Origin of the sequence: Streptomyces sp. NPDC050617 (assembly GCF_040654795.1) — a bacterium.
Taxonomy (GTDB): domain Bacteria; phylum Actinomycetota; class Actinomycetes; order Streptomycetales; family Streptomycetaceae; genus Streptomyces.
In genome coordinates this window covers 131,558-151,976 of sequence record NZ_JBFAIS010000012.1, presented here as the reverse complement: position 1 = coordinate 151,976, position 20,419 = coordinate 131,558, and the positions used below count along the sequence as shown (strand labels likewise).

Genomic DNA, 20,419 nt, shown 5'->3' with positions numbered 1-20,419 from the left:
GCCCGTGCCCGTACGCCCGCTTGAGCCGGTACGCCCGCTTGAGCCGGTACGCCCGCCTGAGCCCGTCAGACGTCAGGAGCCCGTCAAGCGCCAGGAGTCCGTCAAGGCGTCAAGGCGACCGTCAGGCGCTGGTGGCTGCCGAGATCACGATGACGATGATTCCGATCGCCGCGAGGGCGCAGCCGATGATGCCGAGCACGATCCCGGCGACCGCCTGGCCGCGACCGCCCGCCTCGCCCCGGTCCGCCTTGCGGCGCGCGGAGACCCCGAGGCACAGCGCGATGACCGGCAGGATCAACGGCAGGAACAGCAGCCCGAGGATGCCGAGCACCATGGACGCCGTGGCCTGGCCGCTGGGCAGCGGGGCCTGCCAGCCGTAGCCGTAACCGGCCCCGGGTCCGGGCGCGTAGTGCGGCAGTGAGCCGGAACCGCCGTACGGCCGCGCCTCCGGCTGCCCTTCGCCCGGTGCTCCCCAGGGGTCCGCGGGCGCGCCCTCCGCCCCAGGAGTACCGCTGGGCTTGCCTGGCTCGTCAGCCATGTCTTCCTCTCCTCGGAACGAGATGAACGTCCATGCTAGGCGTCCGGTGTCGCTGCGCTCGGCAGCTCTGCCATCGGGTGCCCGCCGTCGGGACATTGATGCCGGGAGCCGCGGCTCCGAGGCAGGTCGGCCGTGCCCTGGCGGCGCGTTGACAGGGGAGCGTCAGCGAACCATGCTGAGCAAGCGCTTAGACATCGTAGAAGAACGCTATGACCCGCACCGCTGCTTGGGAGGCCACGACATGGCAGAGCCCCGGATCTTCACCTCGCTCGACGAACTGCGCGCCGCCGTCGGCGAGGAGCTGGGCACCAGCGACTGGCTGGAGGTCGACCAGAAGCGGATCGATCTGTTCGCGGAGGCCACGGGCGACCACCAGTGGATCCACGTGGACCCGGAGCGGGCGGCGGAGGGCCCGTTCGGGTCCACCATCGCGCACGGCTATCTGACGCTGGCGCTGCTGCCCGCGCTCGTACCGCAGGTGATGCGGGTCGACAACATCAAGATGGGCGTCAACTACGGCACCAACAAGGTCCGCTTCCCCTCCCCCGTACCGGTCGGCTCCCGGCTGCGGGCCTCGGCGCGCGTCGCCGAGGTGACCGAGGTGCCGGGCGGCGTGCAGCTGACGACGACGGTGACGGTGGAGCGCGAGGGAAGCGAGAAGCCGGCCTGCGTCGCGGAGACCGTCAGCCGCTTCTACCTCTAGTGCGGGCAGTGCGGGCAGTGCGGGCAGGCGGGGCCTGATCCGGGCCGCCCGCATCCACATCCGCGTCCGCGTCCGCGTCCGCACCGACCATCCGCAGTGCCAGGCCCGCGTAGAACGCGCCGACCTCGTCCGGGGTGCGCCGGCCCTCGGCGTTGAACCAGCGGGAGACGTCGATGCAGAGCGAGAGCACCGCGAGCGCCGTGCCGGGGATGTCCGGCACATCGAAGTCGCCCGTCCGCACGCCGTCCTCGATGATCGAGCGGACCGCGCCGTCGCTGCCCCGGCGCAGGGCGACGATCTCGGCGTAGTGGTCCTCGGCCAGCGCGCCCAGCTCGTACTGGACGACGCGGGCGGTGGTGTGGTGCTCGGCGTGCCAGCGGACGAAGGAGCGTACGGCCTCGGTGAGCCGCTCGACGGGGGTGCCGCCGCCGTCCCGCGCGGCGGTGAGGAGGTCGAGGGCGAGCCGGTGGCCGACGCTGCTGATCCGGTAGAGCAGCTGCTCCTTGGTCTTGTAGTGGATGTAGAGCGCGGCGGGGCTCATGCCGGCCCGGCCCGCGATGTCGCGGGTGGTCGTCGCGTGGTAGCCGCGTTCGGCGAACGCCTCGACGGCGGCGGTGACCAGCCGTCGGGCCGCGTCGGGCGTGACGTCGGCCCACTCCTCGCCCCGCTGCGCCTCCGCGTCCATCGCTCGCCCCGCTTCTCCGTCCGGCCGGGGACCCTCCACCGGCCGGACGGACACCATACCCCGAAGCTGAGCAAGCGCTTAGGTGTCCGGTCGCGGACGGAGGCGTCGGCCGTACCGACGGCACCCGCCGACAATTTTACTGTCCTATACACACAGTTGACCGGAACGGCCGCGGGACCACCATGATCGTCCGGTATGAAGGGAGTCGCGCGCCGCGATCCCACGGCGGACGACTCCTCGTAACGCCGGAGAAAGAACGTGCAGCAGACAGCCCGAGCGGGCCGGGCGCCGATCCCCCCGTACCGGTTCCTGACCGAGGTCCTCAAGGGCCAGGGCCAGGTCACCTTCATGCCGAGCGCCGTCACCGGCCTCTTCTTCGCCGCGGCCCTCTTCGCCGCCGGCTGGGAGTACGGGCTCTACGGGCTGCTGGGCACCGCCGTCGGCACCGCCACCGCCCGGCTGCTGGGCGTCGACCGGGGGCGGGTGGAGGCCGGGCTCGAAGGGTTCAACGCCTGCCTGGTCTCCACCGGCTGCGCCGTCTTCCTGGGGGCCGACCGGATCTCGTCCGTGCTCCTGGCCATCGGCGGCGCCGTCGTCGTGACGGTCGTCACCGGGGCGCTCACCCACGTACTGGCCTCCTGGAACCTGCCGACCTTCACCCTCCCGTTCTGCCTCGTGGCGAGCGCGACGACGATGGCCGCGCCGGGCTTCCACCGGGTCTGGGAGGGGGCCGCGGGGACCGCCGCGCTCACCCGTCCGGCGACCGGGGCCACGTCGCTGAGCTGGACTCAGTTGTGGCACGCCTTCTTCGCCGACATCGGCCAGATCTTCTTCATGCCGCAGTGGTATGTGGGGCTGCTGTTCCTGCTGGGCATCTTCGCCGCCAGTCGCTCCGCGGGTTTGGCGGCCTGTCTCGGCAGCGTGGTGGGGATCGGCACCGCCTGGGCGCTGGGGTCGCCGGCGGACGGCATCGCGCAGGGGCTGATGGGGTACAACGCCGTGCTCACGGCGATGGCGGTGTACGGCGTCTTCATCGTGGCCGACCGGTGGAGCTTCGGCTACGCGGTGGTCGCGGCGGCGACCGCCACGGCTTTGACGGATGCGGTGACGTCGTTCTTCGCGCCGTCGGGCGGGCATACGTTCACGTGGCCGTTCGTGCTGACGTCGCTGGTGTTCGTGGCCGCCGTGCCGGCGTTTCCGCGCCTCCGCAGAACGTGACCACCGGGGCGCCGCCCCGGACCCCGGTCCTCAATCGCCGGACGGGCTGGATGGTGCGGCCTGTGCGCCGGGCGCGGCAGCACGCTTCGTCCTCAAACGCCGGACGGGCTGGACAGCGCAGGCTCGTACGCCAGGCGCGGCGACGCACTTGTCCTCAAACGCCGGACGGGCTGGATAGCGCCCCCTCGTACGCCGGGCGCGGCAGCACGCTCTGTCCTCAAACGCCGGACGGGCTGTGTGGTGCCGGGCCGTATGCCAGGTGCGCCGGACGGGCTGAGTGGTGTCGGCCCGGGCGGGTTGGGTTCAAGCCCGTCCGGCGATTGAGGACGTCTTTCGTCAGAACTGGAGCGATTTCGTCTGGAGGTACTCCGTCAGGCCGTGGGCACCCAGTTCGCGGCCCACGCCCGAGCGCTTGTAGCCGCCGAAGGGGGCGAGGATGTTGAAGCGGCCGCCGTTGATGTCGACCTGGCCGGCGTCGAGACGCCGGGCGAAAGCGGCGGCGGTGGCCTCGTCGGCGGCCCAGACGGCGCCGGCGAGGCCGTAGTCGGTGCCGTTGGCGATGCGGACGGCGTCGTCCTCGTCCTCGTACTTGAGGATGGAGACGACCGGGCCGAAGATCTCCTCCTGGGCGATGGTCATCTCCGGGGTGACGTCCGCGAAGACCGTGGGGCTGACGTAGTAGCCGTTCTTCTGTCCCTCGGGGGCCTCGGCGCCGCCCGTGACGAGGCGGGCGCCCTCCTCCATGCCCTTGGCGATGTAGCCGCGCACCCGGTCCCGCTGCTTGGCGTTGACGAGCGGGCCCAGCCGGCTCTCCGCGTCGCGCGGGTCGCCGGGTACGTACGTGCGCGCCGCCTCCGCCGCGAGCGCGACGGCCTCGTCGTACTGGTCGCGGTGGACGAGCATGCGGGTCAGCGCGTTGCAGGACTGCCCGGAGTTGCGGACGACGTCGGCGACATTGACGGCGACGGCCTTCGGCAGATCGGCGCCGGGCAGGATGACATTGGCGGACTTGCCGCCGAGTTCGAGGGCGACGCGCTTGACGGCGGCCCCGGCGATCGCGCCGATCTTCCGGCCGACGGCGGTGGAGCCGGTGAAGGAGACCAGGTCCACGCCCGGATGCTCGGCGAGCGCCTGGCCGGCGACCGTGCCGAGGCCGGTGACGAGGTTGAGGACACCGGCCGGAATCCCGGCCTCCGCCGCGCACTCGGCGAAGAGCTGCGCGGTGAGCGGGGTGTCCTCGGCGGGCTTGACGACGATGGTGCAGCCGGCGGCGAGCGCGGGGGCGACCTTGTTGGTGATCTGGTGCAGCGGGTAGTTCCAGGGGGTGATCGCGCCGACCACGCCGACCGGTTCGAGCAGGACGGTCGAGTTGCCGACCTTCTCCTCGAAGGCGTAGTTGGCGGCCAGTTCGGCGTACGAGCCGGTGACCGCCACGGGTACGCCGACCTGAACGGCCTTGCTGAACGCGAGCGTCGAGCCCAGTTCGGCGGTGATCGTCTCGGCGATCTCGTCGGCGCGGGCGACGAACCGGTCGCGCAGCGCGGCCAGGCGCTCGCCGCGCTCGGCCGGGGCGGTGGCGGCCCAGCCGGGGAGGGCCGCGCGGGCGGCCCGTACGGCCGCGTCCACATCCGCCGCCGTGCCGGCCGGTACGGCCCCGATCTCCTGTTCGTCGGCCGGGTTGACGACGGCGATGGTGTCCTTCCCCGCCGCCGGACGCCAGGCCCCGTCGATGTACATACCGTCGTGCGCCTTCATCGCGTCGACCTCCTGTGAGTCTGCCGTGAGTCTGCGGGTGCGCGGGCCCTTCGGCCCGACAGGGCCGGGCCGCGCGGCGTACGCCCACGACGAGGGTGCCACGCGCCGCCGCGCCGGGGACCGGCGCGATCGGGCCCGTACCCGCTCCGGCCGTCGGTGTCAGCAGCCGACCGTACGGCCTCGGGGCCCGGCCGCGCCCCGCCTCGTGCGGCCGATACGGGGTTCAGTCGAGCGTACGGGCCAGATACGCGCGCAGCAGCGCCTTGGTCTCCGCCACGATCGCCGGGTCCCCGGCCGGGTCCAGGCGGAAGGCGAGGCGCAGCAGCGCGTCCGCGCTCTCGACGGCGACGAGGAAGGCGACGCGCAGCCGGGGGTCGTCCGGGTCGAGGCGGAGCCGGTCGGCGAGCAGGGTGCGGAGGCGGTCGGCGACCAGGTGGTTGGGTTCGACGGGGGCGGCCGTGGCGGGGACGGGCATGCCGAACTCGACGAGGCCGAAGCCGGGGGCGCCGCGCTTCATGGCGAGGTATTCGTCGACGACGACGTCCATGGCGTGCCGCCAGTCGCCCTCCAGGCCGGGCGGGGCGGCGGCGAAGCGGTCGGCGACGCGCGCCGCGTACACGTCGAGGTTGCGGTGGGCGAGCGCCTCGGCCATGGCGCGCTTGTTGGAGAAGAAGCGGTAGACGGATCCGATGGGGACCTCGGCGCGGGCGGCTACGGCGCTGGTGCTGAGATCGTCGTAGCCGCTCTCGTCGAGGAGTTCGGCGCAGGCGTCGAGGATGCGGCCGAGCCGCTCGGCGCTGCGCCGCTGTATCGGGACACGGCGGAGGGGTGAGGTGGACACGCGCCCCATCCTGCCGTCCGAAGTCGCCTGAAACGGAACCGCGTCCGGGGCGCCGGGGCCCCGCGATGTCATTGACGCGCCCCTCCCGCATTCCTATGGTCTTGCACAGGAATCGTTGAGCGTCGGGAGCACACGATGAGCGGTACGGACAACGAGCGGGCGAGGAAGACGGCCGAGGGGCTGGCGTACTCGTCCGGGTTCGGTAACGAGCACAGCAGCGAGGCCGTTCCCGGCGCGCTGCCGCACGGCCGCAACTCCCCCCAGCGCGCGCCCCTCGGGCTGTACGCGGAGCAGCTCAGCGGCACCGCGTTCACCGAGCCGCGGAGCAGCAACCGCCGGTCGTGGCTGTACCGTGTCCGGCCGTCGGCGGCGCACCCGCCGTTCTCGCGGATCGACAACGGCGCGCTGCGCGGCGCGCCCTTCACCGAAGTGGAGGCGGACCCCAACCGGATGCGCTGGGACCCGCTGCCCGAACCGGCCCCCGGCACCGACTTCCTGGCCGGCCTGTGGACGCTCGGCGGCAACGGCGACGCGACGCAGCGCACCGGCATGGCCATCCACCTCTACGCCGCCGACGCCTCGATGACGGACCGGGTGTTCAGCGACGCGGACGGCGAGCTGCTGATCGTCCCGGAGCGCGGCGCGCTGCTGCTGCGCACGGAGTTCGGACTGCTGCGCGCCGCTCCGGGGCATGTCGCGCTGATCCCGCGCGGGGTGCGGTTCCGCGTCGAGCTGCTGGAGGAGAGCGCCCGCGGGTACGTGTGCGAGAACTACGGGCAGCCGTTCACGCTCCCCGACCTCGGCCCGATCGGCGCCAACGGGCTGGCGAACGCGCGGGACTTCCTCGCGCCCGTCGCCGCGTACGAGGACTACGAGGACGGCGCGGGCCCGGTCCAGGTCGTCAACAAGTTCTGCGGCAACCTCTGGTCGGCGACGTACGGCCACTCGCCGCTGGATGTCGTCGCCTGGCACGGCAACCATGTGCCGTACGTCTACGACCTGCGGCGCTTCAATGTGATGGGGTCGATCAGCTACGACCACCCCGACCCGTCGATCTTCACGGTGCTGACCTCGCCCTCGGACACGCCGGGGCTCGCGGGCGTGGACTTCGTGGTGTTCGTGCCGCGCTGGCTGGTGGGCGAGGACACGTTCCGGCCGCCGTACTTCCACCGCAATGTGATGAGCGAGTACATGGGGCTGATCGAGGGCGCGTACGACGCGAAGGCCGCCGGGAAGGGCGGCTTCGTGCCGGGCGGCGGCTCGCTGCACAACATGATGTCGGCGCACGGCCCGGACCGGGACACCTTCGAGGCGGCCAGCGCCGCGGAGCTGGCCCCGCAGAAGGTCTCCGACGGGCTGGCCTTCATGTTCGAGACGCGCTGGCCCGTCACCGCCACCGCGCAGGCGCTGGCGGCGGACCACCTGCAGAGCGGGTACGACACGGTGTGGCAGGGTCTGGAGCGCCACTTCCGCAGCTGACCGGAGCCGATGTGACCACCTTCGCCCCCGACTCCCTCGCGCTCAACCGCAAGCTGCCGCTCTGGTATCAGGTCTCGCAGTCCCTGCGGGCCTCGATACTGGGCCGCAGCCCGCAGGACCCGCTGCGGCTGCCCACCGAGGACCGGCTCGCCGAGCACTACGGCGTCAGCGTCCTGACCATGCGGCAGGCGCTCAAGGAACTGGAGGCGGAGGGGCTGATCAGCCGCCACCGGCGGCGCGGCACGTTCATCGAGCCGAGCGCCCGGCGCACGTCGCCGGTGCGGCTGCTCGGCTCGGTGGACGCCATCGTCGCCCAGCAGTCCGGCGAGCGGACCACGCTGCTCGGGCACGGCCCGGCCCCGGTGCCGACCGGGCTCGCCGAGTACTTCCCCGGCGTCGAGGAAACGGTCCGCTACCGGCGGCTGCGCTGCGCCGAGGGGTCGGGCGAGCCGACGAACTGGGCGGAGAACTATCTGCGCCCCGACGTCGCGGACCGCGTCGACCCGGCCGACCTCGCGCGGTGGCCGATGACGAAGGTACTGCGGGACGCGGTCGGGGTGCGCATCAGCCGCATCACGGACACGGTGGAAGCACGCCTCGCGGACCCGGAGACCGCCCGCCTCCTCAAGGTCCCGCTGCTCAGCCCGATCCTGCACTACACGGGCGTCACGTACGACGAGGACGGGGCGGTGGTGGACGTGGTGCTCATCCACTACCGGGGCGACCGCTTCTCCTTCACGGTGACGATGGAGGCGCGCTGAGGGCGGGCCCGCTTCCGGGCGTCGCGTATACGGCGTGCCGAGCGTCCCGCTTCCGGTCCGGCCGTAAGGCCCGGCGGGTGCCTCGGCCCGCTCACCGGGCCCCTCCCCCGCCGGAGGCACTGGGTAGCATGCGTGCGGTGAGCGACGACGTGCCTCTCCTGAGCGACCTCATGCCCTGGTCCGTCGGCCCGCTGCGGCTCGGGCGCGGCTGGGTCCTGGGGCCCGACGCGGCGGCGCTGAAGGCGCGGTGGGAGGCGCTGACCGGCGGCGGGAGCGAGGCGGAGCGCAGCGCGCTGTTCCGGCCGACCCGCGCCCGTACGCTGCGCAGTTCGGTGCCCCAGCTGCCCGGCCGGCCCTCGTCGACGGGCCGGCTCGCGCGCGATCCGGGGCCGTGCCCGGAGCCGGTGCGGGTGCTGCACGGGCCGTACGACCAGCAGTGGCTGCTGCCGGACCACCGGCTCATCGACGTGGCCCGGCCCGAGCTGTGGCGGGTCGCCGACGACGGGCATCAGCTCTTCGCCGTCACCCAGCCGCGGCTGCCGGGGACGCCCGGCCCGGCGCTGGTCTTCTCCGCGCTGCTGCCCGACGGGCACGCCCCCGCGGGGCGGCCCGGTCGCGTCCATCCGCTGTACCGGCGCCCCGGCGGCGCGGAGCCGAACCTCGCGCCGGGGCTGCTGGACCACCTCTCCCACCGCCTCGGGCAGCCGGTGTCCGCGGCCGACTTCCTCGCCTGGACCGCCGCCGCGGCCCGGCACTCCCCCGCCGGGTGCGCGGTGCCGCTCACCGCGGCCCCGGACGTCTGGGCGGAGGGCGTGGAGCTGGGCCGCCGCGTCCTGTGGCTGCACACCCGCGGCGCGCACGGCGGCGAGCGGCCCCGGATGCCGGGCGGGCGGCGGCCGTACGTACGGGCCGCCCCGCCGTCCGCCGTACCGCCGGGTGCGCTGTCGTACGACCCGGACGGCGAGGCGCTGCACTTGGGCGAGGGCCGGATCGCGCCCGTGCCGGCGGACGCCTGGGAGTTCCACGCGGGCGGGGCGCGCGTCCTGGAGAGCTGGTTCGCGAGCCGTACGGAACCGGCCGAGCCCGGCACGCTGGCGGCGGTGCGTCCGGCGGGCTGGCAGCGGGAGTGGACGTCGGAGCTGCTGGAGCTGGTCACGGTGCTGGCCCTGCTGGCCGAACTGCGGCCGGAGCGCGCGCGGCTCGGCGAGCGCATCGACGCGGGGCCGCCGCTCGGGGCGGCGGGGCTGCGCGGCGCGGGCGTGCTGCCCGCGCCGGAGGGGGCCCGGCGGCCGGCGTCCGTGCTGGACCATCACGAGGAGGGCCCGGAGGGGCAGTTCGCGCTGCTGTGAGCGCGCGCGGGGCGGCGCGTCCCGGCCCCGTAAAGCGCTACGGCCCGAGGCCGCCGCCCCGCTGCCGCGGCCCCGTCCGCTACGCCCCCCGCCCCCCGCTCTCCGCCGCGAAGCCCGCGAAGAGGCGGCGCATGGCGCGTTCGAAGATCGCGTCCTGGTCGGCCGGGCCGGACGCGCCCTCGAACGTACGGGCCATCCTCGGGTACCGTCCGCTGGCCAACTCCCGCGCGAGGTAGGCGGAGCGCGCCGCGCGCTCCTGCTCGGGCGAGTGCGGCGAGGTGCGGTGCCGTTCGGCGGCGGTGAGTTCGCTGCCGACGAAGGAGGTGACGACGGCGGTGACCATGGCGAGCAGCTCCATCTTGGCGCCGTCCTCGACGTCGAGCCCCTCCAGCACCCACAGGACGTACTCGAAGTAGCGCAGCGCGTTCGGGCTGAAGCCGTAGACGGGGGACATCAGCCCCGGCATCCAGGGGTGACGGTGCATCATCGCCCGTGACTGCCGGGCGAGTCCGAGCAGGTCGGCCTGCCAGTCGCCGGAGGGCCGCTCGGGCAGCTCGTACTCGGCGGCGGCCGCGTCCACCATCAGCTCGTACAGGTCCTCCTTGCGCGGCACGTAGTTGTAGAGCGACATCGTGCCGCAGCCGATCGCGGCCGCCACCCGCCGCATGGAGACGGCGTCGATGCCCTCGGCGTCGGCGATGCTCATCGCCGCCGCCGCGATCTCGGCGCGGGTGTGCGCGGGGCGGGGTCCGCGTCCGGCGCGCTCGGGCCGCGCCCAGATCACCTCGGGTCCTGCCGTACGGCCGCTGGCTGCCATGGATCATCACCTCGCCCCCCATCCTAGTTACGTACAGCGTACGCAGTGCGGTACGGTGGGCCGCATGACAACTACGTACGCTGTACTTAGTGAGGGGCTGCACAAGCGCTACGGCGAGGTGCACGCGCTGCGCGGGCTGGATCTCGCGGTCCCCGAGGGCACCGTCTGCGGGCTGCTCGGGCCCAACGGCGCGGGCAAGACGACCGCGGTCCACATCCTCTCGACGCTGCGCGCCCCCTCCTCCGGCACCGCCCGCGTCGCGGGCCACGACGTCACCGCCGACCCGCGGGCCGTCCGCCGCAGCATCGCCCTCACCGGCCAGTTCGCCTCGGTGGACGGCGACCTGACGGGCCGTGAGAACCTGCGGCTGTTCGCCCGCCTCCAGCGGCTGCGACCGCGCGCCGCCGCACTCCGGGCGGACGAGCTGCTGGACCGCTTCGGCCTCGCCGAGCTCGCCGGACGCCCCGCCCGCACCTACTCCGGCGGCCAGCGGCGCCGGCTCGACCTGGCCGCGTGCCTGCTCACCGACGTGCCGGTGCTCTTCCTCGACGAGCCCACCACCGGCCTCGACCCGCGCAGCCGCGGCGACATCTGGGACGCCGTCCGCGAGCTGGCCGCGGGCGGCACGACCGTGCTGCTCACCACGCAGTACCTGGAGGAGGCCGACCGGCTGGCCGACGACATCGTGGTCATCGACCACGGCCGGGTCAGCGCCACCGGCACCCCCGAGGAGCTGAAGGCCGCCATCGGCTCGTACGTCGAGGTCGTCGTCGGCGACGAGAGCGAACTCGCCGGGGCGGCCGTCGCCCTCGGCCGGCTGACGGGGGCGCAGCCCGCCGTCGACCCCGAGCGGCGCACGGTCGGCTCCTCCTGCGCCGACCCGGCCCTCACCCTGCCCCGCGTCGTCCGGGAACTCGACTCGGCCGGCATCGGCCTGGCCGACGTGTCCGTACGGCGGCCCACCCTCGACGAGGTCTTCCTCCGCCTCACCGCCGACGGCGGGACCGACACCACTGCGAAAGAGGACGCGGCATGAGCGACACCTCCCTGACCTGGGCCGCCCGCGACGCGTCGGCCATGATCGGCCGGCAGACGACCAGGCTGCGGCACGCCCCCGGCCTGCTGGCCATGACGCTGACGGCGCCGCTGCTGATGCTGGTGCTCTTCGGCTACCTCTTCGGCAGCGCCATCGACGTGCCCGGCGGCGGCGACTACCGCGAGTACCTGGTGCCCGGCCTGCTCGTCTCCGTCTCCACGCTCGGCATCTTCACCGGGACGCTCCAGGCCGTGCAGGACCGGCAGCGCGGCGTCATGGACCGGTTCCGCACGCTGCCCATGAGCCGCTCGGCGGTGCCGGTCGGCCAGGCTGTCGCGGAAGTGCTGCTCGCCGCCGTGGGGCTCGTACCGCTCGCGCTCGTCGGGCTCGCGATGGGCTGGCGGATCCGGAACGGGGTGGGGCCCGCGCTCGGCGCGATCGGCCTGCTGCTGCTCTTCCGGCTGGCCACGGCGTGGATCGGCCAGTACCTGGGGACGGTGGTCAAGAACGAGGAGGCCGCGGGGCAGCTGGCCGCGCTGACCTTCGTCCTGCCGATGCTCTCCAACACCTATGTGCCGACCGCCGGCATGCCCGGCTGGCTGCGCTTCCTCGCCGAGTGGAACCCGATCAGCGCGGTCGTCGGCGCCTGCCGCGACCTCTTCGGCAACACGGCGGCCTCGGCGGCGGCCGCGCACCCCTCCTGGCCGGCGGGGCATCCCGTCGCGGCGTCACTGCTGTGGTCGGCGCTGCTGCTCGCCGTCTTCGTGCCGCTCACCATCCGCCGGTACGTACGCGACGGGCGCTGAGCCGAGGAGGGGGCGTCTCTCGCGGGACGGCTGTTCTCTCGTACGACGGCGCGGCGGACACACCGAAGCGCTCCCCGAGCGCCCTGGGGATATCGGGCTCTCAGGTCTCAGCGCTGTGCCGGGTCGGTGTGGCCGCCGGGCCTCGGATGTCCGCCCGCCGTCAGTGGCGGCTGCCGAACAGCGAGCGCCGCAGCCGCCGCAGCGGCGCGAAGAGCGACACCCTGGCGGTCCGGCTCTGCTTGGCGCGCGAGTGGTCGCGCGTCGTCAGCTCGCGCATCAGCACGGTCGCCGACTCCGTCTCGCGCTGCGGCGCGGCAGGGCCGCCCAGCACCGCGAGATGGCGGTCGAGGCGCGCGCTGGACGCACCGCTTCCGCAACTGATGGCAGGCACGCGTGGCCTGCTGCGCATTGCTATCTGCTCCATGAAACTCCCCACCCGTACGAGATACCCGGCTCGGGCAGAGTAACCCTACCGCCCCTTCACGTCACCTGCGCATCCGCGGGCCGGATTCACCACTGCGTCAAGGGCGTTGACGCGACTGGCCCGAACCGGTCGCGACGCGGGGCCAGTTGGGGTATACGGGGCCCTCCCGGCAGGGGGCGATCACGCTGCGTCGCGGTACATTCACCGACGTCCGGCCGGCGGAGGCGGCCACCGCTCCGCGCGGACCCGCATGTTCTCCGCGGGGCGGGGGATTCTCCCCCAAAGAGCACACGGCCGTGGATCGCTCTCTCGCGGGAGGGGCTCGTCGATGAGCGGAATTCCTTCGGATGAGCACGGCGGAGGCGACCGGCCCGGCCGCGTGCTGGCGGGCCGCTACCGGCTGCTGGGCGAGCTGGGCCGGGGCGGCATGGGCGTGGTCTGGCGCGCGCGGGACGAGGTGCTGGGCCGCGAGGTGGCCGTCAAGGAGGTGCGCGCACCCTCCGGGCTGCTCGACCACGAGGTGCGGCAGCTGTACGCGCGCCTGGAGCGCGAGGGCCGGGCGGCGGGCGCCGTTTCGCACCCCAATGTCGTCACCGTCCATGACGTGGTCTCCGAGGCCGGCCGGCCGTGGATCGTAATGGAGCTGATACGCGGGCTGTCGCTGGCGGAGGTGCTGGAGGCGGAGCGGACCCTCTCCCCCGCGCGGGCGGCCCGCATCGGCGTGGAGGTGCTGGCCGCGCTGCGGGCGGCGCACCTGGCGGGGGTGCTGCACCGGGACGTGAAGCCGGGCAATGTGCTCCTCGCCAACGACGGCCGGGTGGTCCTCACCGATTTCGGCATCGCGATGGTCGAGGGCAGCACGGCGCTGACCATGACCGGGGAGCTGGTCGGCTCCCCCGAGTACCTGGCCCCCGAGCGCGTCATGGGCGAGCCGCCCGGTCCCGCCTCGGACCTGTGGTCGCTCGGCGTCACGCTGTACGCGGCCGTGGAGGGCGGCTCCCCGTTCCGCCGGGAGACGCCGCTGTCCACGATGCGGGCGGTGGTCGACGAGGGGCTGCCGCCGCCGCGCCGCGCGGGTCCGCTCACGCCGGTGCTGGACGGGCTGCTGCGCAAGGACCCCGCGCTGCGGGCGGACGCCGCCGCGACGGAGCCGATGCTGCGCACGGTGGCGGCCGGGGGCACGCCGCGGGCGGCTCCGCCGCCGACGGTCCCGATGACGCCTCCCGCGACGGTCGCCGAGGGCGGGGACGGGGACGGCGGTACGGGCGTCGGGGGCACGCAGCGGTCGCCGCAGGACGCGCCCGGCGGTGACGTCCCGCCCTCCGCGGCCGGGCGCGGGAGGCGCCGGACCGCCGTGGCGGTGGGGGTGCTGGCGGCCGTGCTCGTGGCGGGCGGCGTCACGTGGGCGCTGCTGGCCGGCGGCGGATCGGGCGGCGGGTCGGACGGCGGTTCCGGGAGCGGGGCGGCGTCCGGCGGCAAGGGCGGTACGGACGGCACGAGCGGCGGCTCAGGGTCGAAGTCCGGGTCCGGCTCGGGCGGTACGGACGGAGGGGCGAAGTCCGGTTCCGTGGCGGTCTCGGTGACGGCGGCGCGCGGTCAGTACACCGGCGCGTGTCCCCCGTCGGCGGCCGAGGCCCCGTACTTCGTGGCGACGCTCACCGTGAACAGCACCCCGGCGCGGGTCTCGTACCGGTGGATCACCGGGAGCGGGAAGGTCACCGACGGCGGCTGGAAGTCCGTACGGATCGACGGCGCCACGTCCCGGACGGTCGGCCACACGGAGCTGAACTACCACTCGGGGGCCACGGACGACGACTGGATCGCGGTGGAGGTCAGGAGCCCGGCGCGGGTCGTCTCGCGCCGGGTCCCCTTCAGTGTGTCGTGCGAGGCGACCCCGACGGGCGGGGCCTCCTCCACGGATTCCACGGATTCCACGGATTCCGCCGGGACGTCCGCCGGCGGCGGGCCCAGCGTCAGCGACGGCCCGACGGGCGCGTCGCGCGGATCGAACCGCGGATCAGGGGGTGCTGACGGGTCAGGCCGCTGACGAGAAGGCCGGCAGATAGCCGTTGGCCTGGCCCGTGGCGGTGGGGTGGTAGGACTCGTCGACGGGGAGCGTCACGCTGTGCAGCCAGGCGTCGCCGGAGCAGATCTCGTGCCCGGTGAACGGGGCGCCGACATCGCCGAAGGCGAAGCCGTGGTCGGCGGCGCGCTTGGCGGTGACGGTGTTGATCTCGTCGGCGGCGCCGTTGATCGCGGTGCGGGACTTCTCGCTGAGGCCCACCGAACAGCTGCCGCCGAGCTTGTAGAACCGGGGGTAGCCGACCACGACGACGTGCGCGGAGGGCGCCTTCGAGGAGATCGCGGAGTAGACCTTGTCGAGCTGGGCGGGCAGGGTCTTGTCGATGTACGCACGGGCCTTGGCCACCCCGCTCAGGCAGGCGGCCTCGCCCTTGAGGACGCAGGTGGACATGGTGTCGGCGAACCCGGCGTCGTTGCCGCCGACGCTGATGCTGACGAGTCCGGTGGAGGCGGTGAGCGATCCCAGCTGGCCGTTGAGGACATCGCCCGTGCGCGCGCCCGAGCAGGCGGCGAAGGTGAACTTCGAGGGCGCGTGCTGGGCTGCCCAGAGAGCGGGGTACGCCTTGGTGCTGCGCTTGCAGGCGCCGCTCGCGCTGTCGTAGCTGCCCGAGCCGACCCCCGCCGAGTAGGAGTCACCGAGCGCCGTGTAGGCGGGCGTTGCGTTCTTCTCTCCGGCATGCGCGGCGCCCGCCCCGGTGAGGGCGAGCGCGGTGGTGAGGGTGATTGCGGAGACGAAGCTCGCAATTCTGGACAGTTTCATGAAACCTCCCGTTAGCAGGATCTCTGCTTACATCCGTCGTACCAGGCCACATGCGTAACGGGAAGTGTTCATGCCAACGACACGGGGACCGTAACCGACAGGTTGTGATTCCCTGTCACTTTCGTGACGTGTCGCTGGTGGGACCGGCTATGGGGGCGCGCACCCCGGCGCGCGGGGCGCCGGAGAGGCGCGCGACGTCTACTGACGTACCGTCAACTACGGGCGGCGGATGGGCGAATGAACGGTCAACTGCCGGTAACCGGAGGCCGTTTGCACACCCTTCACATCTTGACGCGCATCCGCCGATTGCGCGACATTGAAGCCCGGCATCCGGCGCTTCGGGGGGCAAAGTCGCCAATGCAGAACATCACTGGAAAGAATGACGCCGACAGAGGATCCGCGCTCGGGGACTCGCTCCCCGCCGTCGCGGGCGCGGCCGTCGGCGTCGGCGGGGTCGGCGCGGCGCTGGCGCTCGGCGACGTCGCCTCACCACTGCGCGCGCCGTTCGCGCTCTTCTTCCTGCTCGCCGCGCCCGCGTGCGCCGTGGCGGTCGCGCTGCGCGGCCTCGACCCGCTCGGCAGGTGGGTGGCGGCGGCGGGCGGGGCCGTCGCGATCGACCTGCTGATCGCCCAGGCCATGCTCGCGCTGCACATCTGGTCGGTCACCGGCGGGATCGTCGCCGTCGCCGCCGTGAGCCTCATCCTCTTCGCCCTACCCCTGCTGGCACACGCGCGGCATCACCGCGACCGCGCGGCGAGAAGTCGGACCTCTTGACGTGAGCATCAGCGTGTACCGCCCCGGTGAGCTGACCGCCGGGGACCGTGCGGCGTGGACCGCCATGCAGTCGCAGTCCTTCGAGAACGGCACGCCGCAGCTCGCCAACCCCTTCCTCGCCCCCGAGTTCGCCCTCGCCGTCGGCCGCTGCCGGCGCGGGGTGCGGATCGCGGTCGCGCGCGAGGAGGGCGAACCGGTGGCCTTCCTGCCGTTCCAGCGCTCCGCGTCAGGGGTGGGCCGGGCGATCGGGCTGGGCGTCTCGGACGCCCAGGGCCTGGTCCACCGGCCGGGGTTCCAGTGGGACGCGCGGGAGCTGCTGTCGGCGTGCTCCCTGTCGGTGTGGGAGTTCGACCACCTGGTGGAGGGGCAGAAGCCGTTCGAGGTGGGGGCCCCCGGCTCGTACGCGTCCCCGGTGATCGACGTCGAGCAGGGGTACGAGGCGTATCTGGCGCAGCTGCGCAAGCAGGCGGGGAAGTTCGCCCGCACGACCCTGGCGAAGGAGCGCAAGCTCGGCCGGGACGTCGGCGAGGTGCGGTACGAGCACGACGAGCGCGATCCGGACGTCCTCGCGACGCTGATCGGCTGGAAGTCCGCGCAGTACCGAAGAACCGGGCGCAGCGACCGCTTCGCCCACGCGTGGATCGCGCACCTGGTCGAGCAGCTCTTCCACACCCGGACCCCCTCCTTCGCGGGGCTGCTCTCGGTGCTCTACGCGGGCGGCCGGCCGGTCGCGGCGCATTTCGGACTGCGCTCGGAGCGGGTGCTGGCCTGTTGGTTTCCCGCGTACGACCCGTCGTTCGCGAAGTTCTCGCCCGGCCTGGTGCTGCATCTGCGGATGGCCGAGGGCGCCGCCGCGCAGGGCATGGCCTATCTGGATCTCGGGCGCGGCGAGAAGGAGTACAAGGACTCCCTCAAGACACGGGAGCTGACCGTGTCCGAGGGCTGGGTGACGCGCCGCCATCCGGTGGCGCTGGCGCATCGCGCGCGGCGCGCACCGATACGGGCGCTGCGCAATACGGTTCTCTCCCGGCCCGAGCTCTTCGACCCGGCCGACCGGCTGCTGAAGCGAATAGGCCGTTTTCGGTCGGTCGGCTGACAGGCGGCCGGGGGAAGAAAGGACTCCGAATGCGCCATCGGAATCCGGCGCAAAAAACATCGAAGGAGGGGTCTCGGCTCAGGGTCTTGCCTTAGAGTCTCAACCGTCAATACCGTCGTACATCCACCCGCATCGGTCCATCACGCAAAGCGGCGCAAGGGGAGGGCTCAAGCACCGCGAGGGATACCGGCGCGGGGCGCGGTGGGGGGGCACCGTACACGGCCGAGCCAGTCGTGCCGAGCTACGGGCCGCGCGGCCAGCACCACACGCCAACTCGCCCTGCCCGTACGGCGATCCATGCCGTCGGACACAGGGTGAGGACCCCCCTTTCGAACCGGAAAACCAACGGACCGCTCTGGGCGGGCGGTCCACCGGACGAGAGGGAAAAAGACTCATGAGTTCAGTTCTGCGTCCTGCGGCAACCAGCCAAGATCCATTAATTCCCGGTCAATATAGGCCGGTGACCTCGGATTTCGCAATAGCACCGCCGGTGAGCGTCGTCATACCGGCGATGAACGAGGCCGAGAATCTTCCCTACGTCTTCAAGACACTGCCGGACTGGATACACGAAGTAGTCCTGGTCGACGGGAATTCGACAGACGACACCGTGCGAGTGGCCCGGGAACTGTGGCCGGAGATCAAAGTCGTGGAACAGCGCGGCAAGGGCAAGGGGGACGCGCTGATCACCGGGTTCGCCGCCTGCACGGGCGAGATCATCGTCATGGTGGACGCCGACGGCTCCGCGGACGGCGGCGAGATCGTCTCCTATGTCTCCGCGCTGGTGGGGGGCGCGGACTTCGCCAAGGGGTCGCGGTTCGCCAACGGCGGCGGCACGGACGACATGACGCCGATCCGCAAGCTCGGCAACCGGGTGCTGACCTCCGTGGTCAACCACAAGTTCGGCGCCCGCTACACCGACCTGTGCTACGGCTACAACGCCTTCTGGAAGCGGTGCCTGGACGAAATCGCGCTGGACTGCGCCGGTTTCGAGATCGAGACCCTGATGAACATCCGGGTGGTCAAGGCCGGGTTACGGGTCCAGGAAGTGCCCAGTCACGAGTTCGAGCGCATCCACGGCGTCAGCAATCTGCGGGCGGTCCACGACGGGCTGCGGGTGCTCAGAGTGATACTGCGCGAACGGGCCGCCCGGCCGCGCAGGCAGCGGACCGCGGCCATGGCGCCGGGCGCGAGCCGCGGGGAGGTGTCTTGAACCAGCCCACCGGGCCGGGCACGGAGGGGTCCGGCCCGCCGGCCGTCTCGGTGGTCGTCTGCGTCTACACCGAGGACCGCTGGGAGGACATCCTGGCCGCCGTGGCCTCGGTGCGCGACCAGTCGGCGCCGGCCCATGAGACGTTGCTGGTGGTCGACCACAACGCCGCGCTGCTGCGGCGGCTCGCCAAGCACTACGGCGACGACGGGGCGGGGGCCGTGTCCGGCCCCGGCGGCGAGGTGCGGGTGCTCGCCAACGCGGGGCCCCGCGGCCTGTCCGCGGGCCGCAACACCGGTGTCGCCGAGTCCACCGGCGAGGTCATCGCCTTCCTCGACGACGACGCCGTCGCCGAGCGGGACTGGCTGCGCCGCTTCGCCGCCGCGTACGCGGACCCGCGCGTGATGGCCGTGGGCGGCCGGACCGCGCCCGTATGGGAGTCGCGCCGCCGGCCGGCCTGGTTCCCCGAGGAGTTCGACTGGGTCGTGGGCTGTACGTACCGGGGGCTGCCGCCCGGCCGGGTGCGGGTCCGCAACGTCCTGGGCGGCAACGCGTCGTTCCGGCGCACCGCGTTCGAGGCGGCCGGGGGGTTCGCCTGCGGCATCGGGCGGGACGGCCACCGGCTGCCGCTGGGCTGCGAGGAGACCGAGATGTGCATCCGGCTCTCCCGCGTGCTGCCGGACGCGGTCCTGCTGATCGACGACCGGGCGGTGATCCACCACCGGGTGCCGGCGCTCCGCGAGCGGTTCCGCTACTTCCGTACCCGCGCGTACGCCGAGGGCCTGTCCAAGGCGCTGGTGGCCGGCAGCGTGGGGGCGCGGGCGGGACTGGAGACGGAGCGCCGTTATGTGACGCGGGTGCTGCCCGCAGGCGTCGCGCGCGGTGTGCGCGACGCGCTGCTGGCGCGCCCCGGTGGGGCGGGGCGCGCCGGCGCCATCGTGGCCGGGGTGGCCGCGGCGACGGGCGGGTACGTGCTCGGCACCGTACGGGCGCGGCGCGGGGCCGGCCGGTTCGTGATCCCGGCGGCGGTCGCGCCGCCGGGGCCGGAGGGCGGCGACGGCGACGGCGCGGGCGGCGGAGAGCAGGGGCAGAACCGGTCGCGGGGAGGCGAGCGGACATGAACGGCGCGAGAGACAGCGCGAGAGACACGGCGGGAAACGGGGCGGGAAACGGGGCGGGAAACGGGGCGAGGAGGGGTACGGGCGCGAACGGCGCGGGGCGGGACACCCGCCCGGTGCCGATCCTGATGTACCACGCGGTGGCGCACGCCCCCGCACGGGCGGCGCGCCGTCTCTCGGTGTCGCCGGACGCCTTCGCCGAGCAGCTGGAGCTGCTCGGCGACCGCGGCTTCACCCCGCTCACGGCCGGGCAGCTGGCCGGGGCGTGGCGGGACGGCTCCCCGCTGCCGCCGCGGCCGGTGCTGATCACCTTCGACGACGGCTACGAGGGCGTGCACCGGCACGCCCTCCCGCTGCTCGCCCGGCACGGTTTCGCGGCGACCCTGTTCGCGTCCACGGGCTGGCTGCGCGGCCCGTACGAGGACGGCCACCGGGGCGACGGGCCGCCGGACCTGATGCTCGACTGGGACCAGGTGCGGGAGCTGGCCGCCGCCGGGGTGGAGATCGGCGGGCACAGCCACACCCACCCGCAGCTGGACCAGCTCACCGATGAACGGCTGCGGTTCGAGGTGGAGCGCTGCCGGGAGGTGCTGGCCCTGGAGCTCGACGGCCCGCCGGTCTCCTTCGCCTATCCGTACGGCTACTCCAGCCGCCGGGTGCGGCGCGCGGTCCGGGAGGCCGGGTTCGGCGTCTCGCTGGCGGTCGGCAACGCCCTCGCCGCGCGGCGGCAGGGCCCGTACGCCCTGGAGCGGGTCACGGTGCGCCGCTCCACGGGCATCGGGGAGTTCGAGCGGCTCGTCGAGGGGCGGGCGCTGCGCCGCGGCTTCGCCGTGGACCACGCCCTGACCAAGGGGTACGCCGTCGTCCGCCGGACCCGTGGGGCCGCCCGGCGCTGTTTCCCCGGCGGGTGAGCGCGCCCCGTACCCCCCGTGCGAGCGACAGCCTCCGGTCCGCCCGGAGTCCCAGCGTG

General features: G+C 73.4%; 20 protein-coding genes. 13 read left to right on the top strand and 7 right to left on the bottom strand.

Features of this window, described 5'->3' with window-relative positions:
• Positions 1–121: 121 nt before the first annotated feature.
• A complete protein-coding gene (locus tag AB0I49_RS18570; RefSeq protein WP_363228027.1) occupies positions 122–538 on the bottom strand; it encodes a DUF4190 domain-containing protein in 417 nt (138 codons plus the stop codon).
• A gap of 241 nt (positions 539–779) precedes the next feature.
• Here AB0I49_RS18570 and AB0I49_RS18565 point away from each other — a divergent pair, with 241 nt between their 5' ends.
• Positions 780–1,241, top strand: a complete 462-nt coding sequence (locus AB0I49_RS18565; protein ID WP_363228026.1) for a MaoC family dehydratase — start codon at positions 780–782, stop codon at positions 1,239–1,241.
• Here AB0I49_RS18565 and AB0I49_RS18560 read toward each other — a convergent pair.
• Positions 1,222–1,926 carry a TetR/AcrR family transcriptional regulator gene (locus tag AB0I49_RS18560; RefSeq protein WP_363228025.1) on the bottom strand — a complete coding sequence of 235 codons (705 nt, stop codon included), beginning with the start codon at positions 1,924–1,926 and terminating at the stop codon, positions 1,222–1,224. The two genes, AB0I49_RS18565 and AB0I49_RS18560, sit on opposite strands and share 20 nt — an antisense overlap.
• A 258-nt stretch (positions 1,927–2,184) precedes the next feature.
• Between AB0I49_RS18560 and AB0I49_RS18555 the strand changes: the two genes are divergently transcribed.
• Positions 2,185–3,144 (top strand): urea transporter, encoded by a 960-nt coding sequence (locus AB0I49_RS18555; RefSeq protein WP_363228024.1) that lies wholly within the window; start codon positions 2,185–2,187, stop codon positions 3,142–3,144.
• A 336-nt stretch (positions 3,145–3,480) separates the two neighbouring features.
• Here AB0I49_RS18555 and AB0I49_RS18550 read toward each other — a convergent pair whose 3' ends face one another.
• Together AB0I49_RS18550 and AB0I49_RS18545 are read right to left on the bottom strand one after the other, a co-directional pair.
• On the bottom strand, positions 3,481–4,899 hold the full coding sequence (locus AB0I49_RS18550) for an aldehyde dehydrogenase family protein (RefSeq protein ID WP_363228023.1): 1,419 nt from the start codon (positions 4,897–4,899) through the stop codon (positions 3,481–3,483).
• A gap of 223 nt (positions 4,900–5,122) precedes the next feature.
• Positions 5,123–5,749: a TetR/AcrR family transcriptional regulator gene (locus AB0I49_RS18545; RefSeq protein ID WP_363228022.1), complete on the bottom strand. Its 627-nt coding sequence runs from the start codon at positions 5,747–5,749 to the stop codon at positions 5,123–5,125.
• Positions 5,750–5,875: 126 nt separating this feature from the next.
• Between AB0I49_RS18545 and hmgA the strand changes: the two genes are divergently transcribed.
• The 3 genes from hmgA (at position 5,876) to AB0I49_RS18530 (ending at position 9,329) form a co-directional block, all read left to right on the top strand.
• Positions 5,876–7,219 (top strand): homogentisate 1,2-dioxygenase, encoded by a 1,344-nt coding sequence (hmgA, locus tag AB0I49_RS18540; RefSeq protein ID WP_363228021.1) that lies wholly within the window; start codon positions 5,876–5,878, stop codon positions 7,217–7,219.
• Between the two features lie 11 nt (positions 7,220–7,230).
• Entirely contained in the window at positions 7,231–7,980 is a 750-nt protein-coding gene (locus tag AB0I49_RS18535) for a GntR family transcriptional regulator (protein ID WP_363228020.1), read from the top strand.
• A 128-nt stretch (positions 7,981–8,108) separates the two neighbouring features.
• Entirely contained in the window at positions 8,109–9,329 is a 1,221-nt protein-coding gene (locus AB0I49_RS18530; RefSeq protein WP_363228019.1) for a type ISP restriction/modification enzyme, read from the top strand.
• Positions 9,330–9,408: 79 nt separating this feature from the next.
• Here AB0I49_RS18530 and AB0I49_RS18525 read toward each other — a convergent pair whose 3' ends face one another.
• Positions 9,409–10,146 carry a TetR/AcrR family transcriptional regulator C-terminal domain-containing protein gene (locus AB0I49_RS18525; RefSeq protein WP_363228018.1) on the bottom strand — a complete coding sequence of 246 codons (738 nt, stop codon included), beginning with the start codon at positions 10,144–10,146 and terminating at the stop codon, positions 9,409–9,411.
• 64 nt (positions 10,147–10,210) lie between these two features.
• Between AB0I49_RS18525 and AB0I49_RS18520 the strand changes: the two genes are divergently transcribed.
• Both AB0I49_RS18520 and AB0I49_RS18515 read left to right on the top strand, forming a co-directional pair.
• Positions 10,211–11,182 carry an ATP-binding cassette domain-containing protein gene (locus tag AB0I49_RS18520; RefSeq protein ID WP_363228017.1) on the top strand — a complete coding sequence of 324 codons (972 nt, stop codon included), beginning with the start codon at positions 10,211–10,213 and terminating at the stop codon, positions 11,180–11,182.
• Positions 11,179–11,988, top strand: coding sequence for an ABC transporter permease (locus tag AB0I49_RS18515; RefSeq protein ID WP_363228016.1), 810 nt, complete (start codon positions 11,179–11,181; stop codon positions 11,986–11,988). The genes AB0I49_RS18520 and AB0I49_RS18515 overlap by 4 nt, the downstream gene beginning before the upstream one ends.
• Positions 11,989–12,148: 160 nt before the next feature.
• Here AB0I49_RS18515 and AB0I49_RS18510 read toward each other — a convergent pair whose 3' ends face one another.
• Positions 12,149–12,412, bottom strand: coding sequence for a hypothetical protein (locus AB0I49_RS18510; protein WP_363228015.1), 264 nt, complete (start codon positions 12,410–12,412; stop codon positions 12,149–12,151).
• Between the two features lie 328 nt (positions 12,413–12,740).
• On the opposite strand from AB0I49_RS18510, the gene AB0I49_RS18505 reads away from it, so the two are divergent.
• Entirely contained in the window at positions 12,741–14,459 is a 1,719-nt protein-coding gene (locus AB0I49_RS18505) for a serine/threonine-protein kinase (protein ID WP_363228014.1), read from the top strand.
• Here the strand turns inward: AB0I49_RS18505 and AB0I49_RS18500 are convergent.
• Entirely contained in the window at positions 14,448–15,254 is an 807-nt protein-coding gene (locus AB0I49_RS18500; protein ID WP_363228013.1) for an SGNH/GDSL hydrolase family protein, read from the bottom strand. The two genes, AB0I49_RS18505 and AB0I49_RS18500, sit on opposite strands and share 12 nt — an antisense overlap.
• A gap of 357 nt (positions 15,255–15,611) precedes the next feature.
• Between AB0I49_RS18500 and AB0I49_RS18495 the strand changes: the two genes are divergently transcribed.
• From AB0I49_RS18495 to AB0I49_RS18475, 5 genes are all read left to right on the top strand, one after another.
• A complete protein-coding gene (locus AB0I49_RS18495; protein WP_363228012.1) occupies positions 15,612–16,028 on the top strand; it encodes a hypothetical protein in 417 nt (138 codons plus the stop codon).
• Between the two features lies 1 nt (position 16,029).
• On the top strand, positions 16,030–17,124 hold the full coding sequence (locus AB0I49_RS18490) for a GNAT family N-acetyltransferase (protein WP_363228011.1): 1,095 nt from the start codon (positions 16,030–16,032) through the stop codon (positions 17,122–17,124).
• Positions 17,125–17,518: 394 nt separating this feature from the next.
• Complete coding sequence (locus AB0I49_RS18485; protein ID WP_363228010.1) at positions 17,519–18,334, top strand: glycosyltransferase family 2 protein; 816 nt, start codon at positions 17,519–17,521, stop codon at positions 18,332–18,334.
• Positions 18,331–19,452 carry a glycosyltransferase family 2 protein gene (locus AB0I49_RS18480; protein WP_363228009.1) on the top strand — a complete coding sequence of 374 codons (1,122 nt, stop codon included), beginning with the start codon at positions 18,331–18,333 and terminating at the stop codon, positions 19,450–19,452. Before AB0I49_RS18485 ends, AB0I49_RS18480 begins: the two co-directional genes overlap by 4 nt.
• Positions 19,453–19,577: 125 nt before the next feature.
• A complete protein-coding gene (locus tag AB0I49_RS18475; RefSeq protein ID WP_363228127.1) occupies positions 19,578–20,360 on the top strand; it encodes a polysaccharide deacetylase family protein in 783 nt (260 codons plus the stop codon).
• The last annotated feature ends 59 nt before the right edge of the window (positions 20,361–20,419 follow it).